The following is an 11980-nucleotide window of genomic DNA, read 5'->3' as shown; positions in this document are numbered from 1 at the left end:
AAGGTGCTGCCGCCAATGATTCCCCGCTATTCCCGCCCCGACATGGTTGCCCTCTGGTCGCCCGAGACCAAGTTCCGCATCTGGTACGAGATCGAAGCTCATGCCTGCGACGCCATGGCCGATCTGGGCGTGATCCCGCGTGAAAACGCCGAGGCAGTGCGGAAAGCCAAGGACGTCGAATTCGATGTCGCCCGCATCGACGAGATCGAGGCGGTTACAAAACACGACGTGATCGCCTTTTTGACCCACCTGGCCGAACATGTGGGCAGTGATGAGGCCCGGTTCGTACATCAGGGCATGACTTCTTCTGACGTGCTGGACACTTGCTTTAACGTGCAGCTGACTCGCGCCGCCGATATCCTGATCGCTGACCTCGAAGGTCTGTTGGCTGCCCTGAAACGTCGCGCAATCGAACACAAAAACACAATCCGCATTGGTCGCAGCCACGGTATCCACGCCGAGCCGACTACCATGGGCCTGACCTTCGCTCGCTTCTATGCCGAGATGGATCGCAACCTATCCCGTATGCGCGACGCCCGCGCGGAAGTCGCTACCGGCGCGATCAGCGGCGCGGTTGGGACCTTCGCCAATATCGACCCACAGGTCGAAGAGCATGTCTGCGACAAGCTGGGTCTGGTGCCCGAACCGATCAGCACGCAGGTCATCCCGCGTGACCGTCACGCAGCATTTTTTGCGACACTCGGCGTCATCGCCAGCAGCATTGAAAACATCGCTATCGAAATTCGCCACATGCAGCGCACCGAGGTTCTTGAGGGGGCCGAATTCTTCTCGATGGGCCAGAAAGGCTCTTCGGCGATGCCGCACAAGAAGAACCCGGTGCTGACCGAGAACCTTACCGGTTTGGCGCGCATGGTGCGCGCGGCGGTGATTCCGGCGATGGAGAATGTGGCGCTCTGGCATGAACGCGATATCTCGCATTCCTCGGTCGAACGCATGATAGGTCCAGACGCCACGATCACTCTGGATTTTGCACTGGCCCGTCTGACAGGTGTGATCGACAAGATGCTGATCTTCCCCGAGAACATGATGGAGAACATGAACAAGTTCCCCGGTCTTGTGATGAGCCAGCGGGTTCTTCTGGCGCTGACACAGGCAGGGGTCAGCCGCGAGGATGCTTATGCCATGGTTCAGCGCAACGCGCTGAAGGTCTGGGAGCACCGCACCGATTTCAAAGAAGAGCTGCTGGCCGACGCCGATGTGACAGCCGCGCTAAGCCCGGATGAGATCGAAGAGAAGTTCGACCTCGGCTACCACACCAAACACGTCGATACGATTTTTGCCCGCGTATTCGGCGAATAAAGCAAATTTTGACGATGCTTAGACAATGGCCCGGTCTGTTCGCTACAGGCCGGGCCTTGTTTCTTTGCCAGATTGGCAAAAATCAGATATTCTGCCAGCACATTTTCCGCGAAAGGGAAACACGATGCTAAGAACAGCTCTCTGCGCGATTGCGCTTGTTTGTGCGGGCACCGCTGGACTTGCCTGCAACGGCCACACCAAGCAAACCCAGTCCTGTGCAGAAGGTGCAATTTGGGACAGCGAAAGCCAAAGCTGCATGAAAATCGTAAACAGCTGACACTTTTCTTTCCTGCTTGTGAATAAAAGCGAGGCCGCGATTGTTAGCCTTTTATCAAATCGCACTATGCTTGATGAGAGCAGCCCATATAACGGAGTAGGAAAATGCGCCTCGTATTAGTTTCAGCTATTGCCCTTCAGGCATTTGTTTTTGCACCTGTCGCATATGCTGCAGGCGGTGGAGGCAGCACCGCACCAAAGCCGACCAATACAACCAAGAAATGCCTGTTTGGCCGCGTCTACGACGAGTCCGCCGGGCGCTGCGTAAAGCCCGATAAGTCCAACTTTACCGAAGACCAGCTGTACGACGCGGTGCGCGAGCTCGCCTATGACGGGCAGTACCAACATGCGCAGGGCATTCTGCGCGTTATGGATCAGGAAGACGACCGGGTACAGACCTACTGGGGCTTCACCTATCGCAAAATGGGCAAGCTGGAGCTGGCCAACGCCTTCTATCAGAAAGCCCTCAAGACCAACCCCGACAACATTCTCGCCCGCAGCTATATGGGCCAGGGGTTTGTCGCCGAAGGTAAAACCGAACTGGCCATCGCCCAATGGCGCGAGATCAAGGCACGCGGCGGCGAAGGTACCTGGGCCGAGGCATCCCTTCGCGAGGCCATTCGTACCGGTCTGACTTACAGCTACTGAGTTTCAGGGTTTCTTTACCCGACTCTCGCTAATCTGCCTGCAACGCAATTTTGGCAATGCAGGCAGATGCAGGATACGAACCTAATGGTGCAGATGTCTCCGGGTGCACAAGCCCCGGCGACCGAACAAGAAACCGACGCCCCGCGCGTCGTGCCGCGCAATCTTAGCAACCGGGAAAAAGCCGCTGTTGTGGTCCGGCTTCTTCTGAACGAAGGCGCAGACATCCCGCTTGAGGAACTACCTGACCTGCTGCAAGAGCAGCTGACGCAACAGCTTGGTCAAATGGGGCTGGTTGATCGTGTCACGCTGGGCGCCGTGGCGCAGGAATTCGCCGACGCGCTGGATGGTGTCGGCCTCTCGTTCCCACATGGTTTGGCGGGCGCACTGGACGCCGTGAACGGCAAGATCGCCCCAGCCACCGCTGCGCGTTTGCGCAAAGTGGCGGGCGTACGCCAGATTGGCGATCCGTGGCAAAGGTTGCGTGAAGTTCCCGCAGAAGATCTGGCTGAAATGGCAACGGCAGAAAGCACCGAGGTTGCGGCTGTTATGCTGTCAAAACTAGAAACCGCCAAAGCCGCGCAATTGCTGAGCCACTTGCCCGGCCCGACAGCTCGCCGGATCACTTATGCGGTTTCAAAAACCGCCAACGTGACGCCCGAGGCGGTCGAGCGGATCGGCTGGTCTCTGGCCGCGCAATTGGATCAACGACCCGAGCCAGCATTTAGCGACGGCCCTGGCGCGCGGGTTGGTGCAATCCTCAACCAATCCGCCGCCGCGACGCGCGATGGTCTGCTGACCGCGCTGGATGAAGAAGATGCCGAATTTGCCGACACCGTACGGCAGTCGATTTTCATCTTTTCGCATGTGCCCTCGCGCATCCAGCCGCGCGATATCCCCGCGATTCTGCGCGGCGTGGACCAAGCGGTTCTTGTCACGGCACTGGCCGGGGCCGGCACAGGTGAAGATCTTGCAGCGGTAGAATTCGTTTTGGCCAATATATCCTCTCGTATGGCGGACAACCTGCGGGAAGAAATGGCTGAACGCGGCAAAGTCAAACATTCCGATGCCGAAGACGCGATGTCACAGATCGTGGCCGCCATTCGCGCACTTCTGGACGAAGGCACGATCTCTCTGGTTGAGACGGACGAAAGCGAAGAATAATCCTATGCGGCACGGCCACTTGTGATCGCACTTTGGGGACTATATGTCTGGTCACGCAGTTCACAACACTCAGGTGTCCCTCCCCATGCCCGTCGAAAAGTCGGAACTGAGCCGATTTGAGCTTGGAAAATACTACGTCGCCAATCTGTTTCTGACCGGTGTGATCGGCGCAATGCGTCTGCTGCCGTATGAGCGTCGCATTGCTGCAATGGGCACGATTGTTCGCTGGCTTGCACCCGTGGTCGGGTTTCGCACTCGTGTGCGCCGCAACCTGAAACTCGCCTGCCCTGACCTTCCCGACGCAGAAGTGAAACGCATCTGTAACGCCGTGCCGGACAATGCCGGGCGCGCGATCATGGAGCATTTCTCGGCTGACGGTTTCGTCGAACGGCAAAGCAAGGCCAAATTATCGGGTGCTGGCGTCGAGGCGTTTGACAAGGCGGTGGCCGAAGGGCGCCCGGTGATGATGATCACGGCGCATTTTGGGCATTATATGGCCGCCCGCGTCGCACTGCAGGTCCGCAGCGGGCAACCCATCGGCTGTCTCTATCGCCGGATGGCAAACCCCTATTTCAACGACATGTATGTGAAGGCATTCTACGAGATTGGCTCACCCATGTTCGAACAGGGCCGTCGGGGGATGGTTGAAATGGTTCGCTCGCTCAAAAGCGGAGGCATCATCGCAATCGTGTCCGATCTACACGCGCACGGTGGTGAGGAGCTGACCTTTTTTGGCAAACCCGCCGTGACTTCGGTGTTGAATGCAGAACTTGCAATCAAATATAAGGCCGTGCTGATCCCCTGCTATGCGGTTCGTCAGCCCAACGGGATCGATTTTGAGGTCATTCTGCACGATCCGGTCCCTCATACTGATCCTAAGACTATGACCCAGTTCATAAACGACGACCTGGAGGTCATTGTGCGTCAGCATATGGGGCAATGGTTCTGGATTCACCGCCGTTGGAAAGCGTGGAGAGGACTGGGCGTTCAGCCCAAGGATATGCCCTGATTACTCGACCCGTGCCGCAGCCACGATTGGACCGTGCCCCGCACGCTGGATCAGAACAACAGCTGGCAAATCCGAGCGCAGTGATGCTGTAAAGCTCTGCGGTGCTTGGCCATCCCAATGACCGGCGACTTGCCAGTCTTCTACCACATTCGCATAATCCAGTTCGTGACCCGCCAATTCCCCGCGCCGGATCGAGGCGTGGCGCACTGGTGAGTATTGCACAATCCGAACCTCGTAGATTTCTTTTTCCGGCAATTCTACCGGGACGACATTCATCGTCACTTCGTTTCCGGTACGTGTGGCGCTGACTTCGGCCTCGGGTACCGCTGTCAGATGGGTGTCGATCAACCGGTTCAACTCGAACGACTTGGCATCGACCACATCCTGCTGCCCATTTACCACCATCTGCGGCGTATAGATCATCGTGCGCCCACCTTGGCGCGCATATGCCCGTTGACGCACCGTGTGGTCGGGATCGGCATATTCATCTTTCCATCCGATGTAGTCCCAGTAATCCACATGCAAGGCCAGCCCGATTACGTCATCCCGTTTGGCCAGTTCATGCATGATCCGGTCCGCTGGCGGACAGGATGAACACCCCTGCGAGGTAAACAATTCGACCACAACCGGATCTTCCTGAGCCTCTGCAGAGGCTGCCAGAAAAAGTGAAACGAGCGCAGTTGCAGCGGCTGATCTGAGCATTTTTCCTCTCGGTTTTCGCTGAGTGTTCAACAGCTTTAGATCGGAACCGAATAAACTGCCAATCAAGGTTTCTTGAGACAGAAGGCAATAATTTCCGAGAAAGTGTGTGCAATGGTATACAATATTGCAAGTATGTGACCCGTTGCACCTTGAAACGACGGGTGCGGTAATGCAGATAAACCTTAGCGAATCCCATAATCCAAGTCATTTGAGAGGGAGGCCATAGATGCCCATCAAGGTCGGACAGGACACCGCCAAGACACGCCGCAGCCTGAACGTGAATGGCAAATCCATTTCCTATTATTCAATTCCAGCAGCTCAGGAAGCAGGCTTAGGCGATTTCTCGAACCTACCCGTCTCGCTGAAAGTGGTGTTGGAGAACATGTTGCGGTTCGAGGATGAAGGGTTCTCGGTTTCCGTCGACGACATCAAGGCGTTCGCCGAATGGGGCGCCAATGGTGGTAAGAACCCGCGTGAGATTGCCTATCGCCCTGCCCGTGTGCTGATGCAGGACTTTACCGGCGTTCCGGCTGTGGTTGACCTGGCTGCAATGCGCGATGGCATCAAGGCGTTGGGCGGCGACGCGCAGAAAATCAATCCGTTGAACCCGGTTGATCTAGTCATCGACCACTCGGTCATGATCGACGAGTTCGGCAACCCGCGCGCCTTCCAGATGAATGTGGACCGCGAATATGAACGCAATATGGAGCGTTACCAGTTCCTGAAATGGGGTCAGGGCGCGTTCAACAACTTCCGCGTTGTCCCGCCCGGCACCGGTATCTGCCACCAGGTGAACCTTGAATATCTGGCCCAGACCGTCTGGACCGATACGGATCAGAGCGGAGAAGAAGTCGCCTATCCCGACACGTTGGTCGGCACCGACAGCCACACCACCATGGTCAACGGCATGGCCGTTCTGGGTTGGGGCGTTGGCGGAATCGAGGCCGAGGCCGCAATGCTGGGCCAACCGATCTCGATGCTCATCCCTGAGGTGGTGGGATTTGAGCTGACCGGCTCGATGGTTGAAGGCACCACCGGCACCGACCTTGTTCTGAAGGTCGTCGAGATGCTGCGCAAAAAGGGCGTTGTCGGTAAATTTGTCGAGTTCTTCGGTGAAGGACTGGACCGGCTGCCGCTGGCTGACCGCGCAACAATCGCCAACATGGCTCCTGAATACGGTGCGACCTGTGGTTTCTTCCCCATCGACGACGAAACCCTGCGTTACATGCGCAACACCGGGCGTGATGAGGATCGCCTGGCATTGGTCGAAGCTTATGCCAAGGAAAACGGGTTCTGGCGGGATGAGAACTATGCTCCGATCTATACCGACACGCTGTCGCTGGATATGGGTACAATCGTTCCCGCGATCTCGGGCCCCAAGCGCCCGCAGGATTATGTCGCACTGACCAATGCCAAAGCCGCTTTCACCAAGGAAATGACCGAAACCTTTAAGCGCCCGATGGGCAAACAGGTAGTGGTTAAAGGCGAAAACTACGGCATGGAGTCCGGTAAGGTCGTGATCGCCTCGATCACCTCCTGCACCAATACTTCGAACCCTTATGTGATGATCGGCGCGGGTTTGGTGGCGAAGAAAGCTCATGAGCTGGGCCTGAACCGCCAGCCTTGGGTCAAAACGTCTCTGGCCCCAGGGTCGCAGGTGGTATCTGAGTATCTTGAGGCCGCTGGCCTTCAGGAACATCTGGACGCGATAGGCTTTAACCTTGTGGGATATGGCTGCACCACCTGTATCGGGAACTCCGGCCCGATCCAGAGAGAAATCAGCGAAGCGATTTCCGAGGGTGATCTGGTCGCGACCTCGGTCCTGTCAGGGAACCGCAACTTTGAAGGCCGTATCTCGCCTGATGTGCGCGCCAACTATCTGGCCTCGCCGCCGCTGGTTGTCGTTTATGCACTGGCAGGAACCATGGATATCGACCTGACGTCCGAACCGATTGGCAAAGACAAAGACGGAAACGATGTCTTTATGAAAGACCTCTGGCCGACCCAAAAGGAAATCGCCGATCTGGTTCAGGAAACCGTGACACGCGAGGCGTTTCAGTCGAAATATGCCGATGTTTTCAAAGGCGACGAGAAATGGCAGGCGGTTGAGACCACCGATGCCGAAACTTATGACTGGCCACCCGCGTCGACCTATATTCAGAACCCTCCCTATTTTCAGGGAATGGGGCCGCAGCCAGGCACAATCACGAACATCGAAGGGGCGAAGGTCCTGGCCGTTCTGGGTGACATGGTTACGACCGACCACATTTCACCTGCCGGGTCCTTCGCAACAACAACTCCTGCCGGCAAGTATCTGATTGAACGTCAGGTTCAGCCACGTGAGTTCAACTCGTACGGCTCGCGCCGGGGCAACCACGAGGTTATGATGCGCGGCACATTCGCCAATATCCGCATCAAGAACGAGATGCTGGATAGTGTCGAAGGCGGCTATACCAAAGGCCCCGACGGCGAGCAGACATCAATCTACGATGCATCGATGGCCTATCAGGCCAGTGGCACACCGCTCGTTGTCTTTGGTGGCGAACAGTACGGGGCGGGTTCGTCTCGTGACTGGGCGGCTAAGGGCACAGCGCTGCTGGGCGTCAAGGCCGTGATCGCCGAAAGCTTTGAGCGTATCCACCGCTCGAATCTGGTTGGCATGGGTGTCATCCCGTTTGAGTTCACCGGTGGCGATACACGCAAGACGTTGGGCCTGAAAGGCGACGAAACCGTCTCGATCGACGGTTTGGATACGATTGAACCGCTGCAGGAAGTGCACTGCACGATCGTTTACGGCGACGGCACCGAGAAAACGATCATCTTGAAGTGCCGCATCGATACCGCACCCGAGGTAGAATACATCGAAAACGGTGGTGTGCTGCAATACGTGCTGAGGAACCTCGCAAAAGAATCGTAACGCAATAACTTGAAAGCAAATCTTAACCCCTGGCCTTGCGCTGGGGGTTATGCTTTCTGGTCATTTATTCAAAAATCTGAAACTGTTGGGCAAAGCCATATATGGAACTCGATCACCATGAAAAAGCCCAACGCCCTGCTGGTCTGCTCCCTTAGCGTTATTGCGGTGATCGGGATATGGGGTGTCATCGACATCCAGAGCTTGGTGGCTTGGGCCAACGGAATCGTGCAGCAAACCTTCCGCAGCCGTGGCTGGTTCGTGATGCTCGCCGCTTCGGGCATGTTGATCGGATGTCTGTTCTTGGCGTTTTCCCCTTACGGAAATATCCGCCTTGGCCAAGATGATGAACAGCCGGAATTCTCGACCGTAACGTGGATTTCGATGCTGTTCTCTGCTGGAATGGGCGTTGGACTGTTGTTCTGGGCCGTTGCCGAACCCCTGACCCATTTCAACTTCATTTCAGGCATGGCGCCGGATTTTATCGCCGCGCAGCAGGCCATGTTGGCGACAAATTTTCACTGGGGGCTGCACGCTTGGGCGATATACGGCTCGACCGCGCTGACGATTGCCTATTTCAGCTTTCGGCGCGGGACGGGCATGATGGTCAGCGCCCCGATCAAAGACCTGTTCCCCGGCGAACGTTGGGCCGAGTGGGTCGGGTGGCTGTCGGACTTCAGCGCCATTGTCGCCATTGCCATCGGTGTCGGCGGCTCGATGGCAATGGGCGTGTTTCAGGTGGCCGACGGAATTGCGGTTCTCGGCGGCCGGGAAACCGTCGGAGCACTGCTGATTGGCATAGTCTTTCTGGCAATGGTCGTGGCCTATATCCCTGCCCTGTTGATCGATCTGGGCCAAGGCATGGCGCGTCTGTCCAATGCGGCAATGCTGATCGCGATCTGCCTTGTGGCCTACACGGTGGTCCTCGGACCCACCGAGTATCTGTTGAACACCGTGGTTCAGGGGTTCGGCGATTATGTCACCAATGTCATCCCTCGGGGCTTTCAGACCTTCACATTCTTTGGCGATGACGTCGCCAAATGGTTCAGCGACTGGACCCTGACCTACATGGTCTGGTGGATCGCCTGGGGACCGTTCGTGGGCGTATTCGTCGCGCGCATCTCACGCGGTCGCACGATCCGAGAATTCGTGATCGGAGTGCTCTTCGCACCCACACTGTTTTCGATCCTCTGGTTCGGCGCTTTTGGCGGCATCGGTCTGTTCGAGGCCCTGAACGGTGCCGGAGAGTTGTTGACCTTGACGCAAACAAACATCGAGCGTGTAACTTTCGCCCTGCTCGACCGTCTGCCCTTGTCCCTGATCACCACGCTCGCCACCGTATTGGCAGCGTTTCTGTTTATCGTGACCAGCGTGGTCAGCGCGGCTTTTGTTTTGGGCACTTTCTCGACCGACGGGGATGAAAATCCGCCCCCGCGCGTGCGTCTGATCTGGGGTGCATTGTTGGGTCTTTTGAGCGTCGCGATGATCCTGTCAGGGTCAGTGGAATCGGTCAAAATCCTGATCTCACTGGGGGCGTTACCCTTTGTGTTCATCTCGGCTCTGCTGATGGTATGCCTGTTCCGCGGTCTGCGAGAGGAGGGTCAAGACCATGCTGATCGGTGATCTGACTGACACGTTGATGAACCTGACCACATTCGCCTTTATTGGAGCAATGATCTGGATTCTGTTGCGGAAATAGGCGGTCATCCAAGCCTCGCCTCATGAAGATCGGCATTGAAACCCGCGTGGATTAGAGATCTTTTGGTCGACATGAAGAAAGTTGCCCTGATAACCGGCGGAGCGCGCGGCATCGGTCGCGCCATCGTCGAAGACCTGAGCCGCGATCATCTGATCGCCTTCACATGGCTGTCGTCGAAACCTGATGTGACGCTGATGCAAGGTGATAGGTTGGCAATCCGGTCAGATCTGACGGAAACCGATCAGCCAGGCGCAGTTGTCGAGCAGGTACTCTCGCGCTTCGGGCGCCTGGACGTCATCGTAAACAACGCGGGTCTGGTCAAATCGACCCCCAAAGAGACGTTTCAGCCTGATGATCACCGCGCCATTCTTGATCTTAACCTTCTGACCCCGGCAGCGCTACTTGCCTCAGCCCTGCCTCATCTGTCGCGCGGGTCCTCGATTGTCAGCATCTCATCGATGAACGCGGTTCTGCCGCCGCGCGATGCGGTCACCTACGGCGCCAGTAAAGCCGCATTGAACCTTTGGACGCGCGCGATGGCAAAAGAACTGGGGCCGGAAGGGATACGCGTCAACGCCGTTGCACCCGGTGCGATCAACATCCCCGAGGCGCCGCGCCCCGATGATCTGACGGCGCTCTTTGTCGAGCAAACGGCTTTGGGCCGTGCGGGAAAGCCCCAAGATATCGCCAAAGCCGTGCGGTTTCTGGTCTCGGATGAGGCCGCATTCATCACCGGAGAGGTTCTGAGCGTGACCGGCGGCTACAGGCTCTAAACGACGTTCAATCGTTGCCCGAGGCTTTCTCCAGCGCGGGCCGAAGTGTGCTTTCGATCACCCTTTGCGTGATCGGCCCGGCGAAGCGCAAAATAATCGTGCCTTCGCCATCAATCACATAGGTTTCCGGCACACCGTAGACACCCCAGTCCAATCCCATCCGGCCTTTCTCATCCCGCCCGATGGCGTGATAGGGGTCGCCAAGCTCGGTCAAGAACGATTCAGCATTGCTGAGCTTATCCTTGTAGTTAATGCCATAGATCGGGATGCCTTCGTCCGACAGCGCCTGCAGGTTGGGGTGTTCCACTCGGCAGGGCGCGCACCAGCTGGCCCAATAGTTGACCAACTTGACCTCTCCGTCACGCAACGTTGCATCGTCGAAATCTGGCTTTCCCGCAAACTCGGTCAGCACCACCGGAGGGGCTGATTGCCCTTCGCGTGCCGAGGGCAACGCATTTGGATCATCGCGGAACATACCAATTCCGGCCAGAACGGCGAAAGCACCAAAGATCAGCGGCGGCGCGATCATCAGGGGCGAAATTTTAGCCATTGCGCGACATCCTCTGTTCAATCTTTTCCATCTCGGCCCGTACCTTGCGGCCGCGCAGGATGCTGAACACCACCAGCGCGAACAGTAACAGGATCGAAGCCGCATAGGCTGACAGAACCGTGTCCGCGTATTTCCCCAGTTCAGGTATCATCCGTTAACCCTCTCACGCGCCAACAGCGCATTAATACGGCGGGCACGGATTTCAGTGCCGGTGCGATACAACACCAAAGCAATGAACAGCAGCACAAATCCGACGATGCACAACAGCAACGGGTAGAAATAGATATTGCTAACCTTTTCCTGAGTATCAGTACCGGTGACGGCACCCGCCCGCATGACCGATGCCCCCTGATGCAGCCCCTGGTTCCAGAAATTCACTGCATAGCGGCTGAGGATCGCAAAGACCGAACCCACTAGGCAGAGAACCGAGGTCAGATCGGCTGCTGTGTCCGGGTCCTCGATCGCCTCCCACAGGGCGACATAGCCCAGATAGAACAGGAACAGGATCAGGAATGAAGTCAGGCGTGGGTCCCAGGCCCACCATGTCCCCCACATGGGTTGACCCCAGATTGCTCCGGTCGCCAGTGCGATCAGCGTCATGACGATGCCAATCGGCGCTGCTGCACGGGCGGCAAGCGCGCTGACATGATGGCGACGCACAAGCCAGACCAGCGAAGTGGCCAGCATCATAAGCCAGCAATTGATCGCCATCAGCGCAGCAGGCACATGCAGGTAGATGATCTTGACCGTCGAACCCTGCTTGTAGTCATCCGGTGTAAAAAAGAACCCCCAGGTCAGACCAACGACCAGAAGAGCAGCCGATGTAATCCAGAAGAACGGCAAAACCCGCTCGCTGGTGGCGAGGAATTTACGCGGATTGGCATATTCCCAGAGGGCGTTGGCTTTGGCGGCGATTGTCATGAGCCCT

At 57.1% G+C, this 11980-nt stretch carries 11 protein-coding genes; 7 read left to right on the top strand and 4 right to left on the bottom strand.

What is annotated here, in order from left to right; genetic code table 11:
• The first annotated feature begins 15 nt into the window (after window positions 1-15).
• The 4 genes from purB (at window position 16) to BLU89_RS01760 (ending at window position 4414) form a co-directional block, all read left to right on the top strand.
• Window positions 16-1320, top strand: coding sequence for an adenylosuccinate lyase (gene purB / locus BLU89_RS01775; RefSeq protein WP_074733984.1), 1305 nt, complete (start codon window positions 16-18; stop codon window positions 1318-1320).
• 381 nt (window positions 1321-1701) lie between these two features.
• Window positions 1702-2244, top strand: coding sequence for a tetratricopeptide repeat protein (locus BLU89_RS01770; RefSeq protein ID WP_074733983.1), 543 nt, complete (start codon window positions 1702-1704; stop codon window positions 2242-2244).
• Between the two features lie 84 nt (window positions 2245-2328).
• Window positions 2329-3405 carry a flagellar motor switch protein FliG gene (locus BLU89_RS01765; protein ID WP_083347664.1) on the top strand — a complete coding sequence of 359 codons (1077 nt, stop codon included), beginning with the start codon at window positions 2329-2331 and terminating at the stop codon, window positions 3403-3405.
• A gap of 85 nt (window positions 3406-3490) precedes the next feature.
• Window positions 3491-4414, top strand: coding sequence for a lysophospholipid acyltransferase family protein (locus tag BLU89_RS01760; protein ID WP_074733979.1), 924 nt, complete (start codon window positions 3491-3493; stop codon window positions 4412-4414).
• On the opposite strand, the gene BLU89_RS01755 is transcribed toward BLU89_RS01760, so the two are convergent.
• Complete coding sequence (locus BLU89_RS01755) at window positions 4415-5116, bottom strand: DUF1223 domain-containing protein (RefSeq protein ID WP_074733977.1); 702 nt, start codon at window positions 5114-5116, stop codon at window positions 4415-4417.
• A 226-nt stretch (window positions 5117-5342) separates the two neighbouring features.
• Between BLU89_RS01755 and acnA the strand changes: the two genes are divergently transcribed.
• The 3 genes from acnA (at window position 5343) to BLU89_RS01740 (ending at window position 10502) form a co-directional block, all read left to right on the top strand.
• Complete coding sequence (acnA, locus tag BLU89_RS01750; protein WP_074733975.1) at window positions 5343-8033, top strand: aconitate hydratase AcnA; 2691 nt, start codon at window positions 5343-5345, stop codon at window positions 8031-8033.
• A gap of 117 nt (window positions 8034-8150) precedes the next feature.
• Window positions 8151-9653, top strand: a complete 1503-nt coding sequence (locus BLU89_RS01745) for a BCCT family transporter (protein WP_074733973.1) — start codon at window positions 8151-8153, stop codon at window positions 9651-9653.
• 147 nt (window positions 9654-9800) lie between these two features.
• Window positions 9801-10502, top strand: a complete 702-nt coding sequence (locus tag BLU89_RS01740) for an SDR family NAD(P)-dependent oxidoreductase (RefSeq protein WP_074733971.1) — start codon at window positions 9801-9803, stop codon at window positions 10500-10502.
• A gap of 7 nt (window positions 10503-10509) precedes the next feature.
• Here BLU89_RS01740 and BLU89_RS01735 read toward each other — a convergent pair whose 3' ends face one another.
• Genes BLU89_RS01735 through BLU89_RS01725 form a run of 3 tightly spaced genes read right to left on the bottom strand, consistent with a single transcriptional unit; the run spans window position 10510 to window position 11973 of the window.
• Window positions 10510-11052: a DsbE family thiol:disulfide interchange protein gene (locus tag BLU89_RS01735; protein WP_074733969.1), complete on the bottom strand. Its 543-nt coding sequence runs from the start codon at window positions 11050-11052 to the stop codon at window positions 10510-10512.
• Entirely contained in the window at window positions 11045-11203 is a 159-nt protein-coding gene (gene ccmD / locus BLU89_RS01730) for a heme exporter protein CcmD (protein ID WP_176797646.1), read from the bottom strand. Before ccmD ends, BLU89_RS01735 begins: the two co-directional genes overlap by 8 nt.
• Window positions 11200-11973 (bottom strand): heme ABC transporter permease, encoded by a 774-nt coding sequence (locus tag BLU89_RS01725; protein WP_074733967.1) that lies wholly within the window; start codon window positions 11971-11973, stop codon window positions 11200-11202. The genes ccmD and BLU89_RS01725 overlap by 4 nt, the downstream gene beginning before the upstream one ends.
• Window positions 11974-11980 lie beyond the last annotated feature (7 nt).

Source organism: Ruegeria halocynthiae (assembly GCF_900106805.1).
GTDB lineage: Bacteria > Pseudomonadota > Alphaproteobacteria > Rhodobacterales > Rhodobacteraceae > Ruegeria > Ruegeria halocynthiae.
The sequence above is the reverse complement of the archived record's forward strand: the minus strand, read 5'-3'. Positions and strand labels throughout refer to the sequence as shown.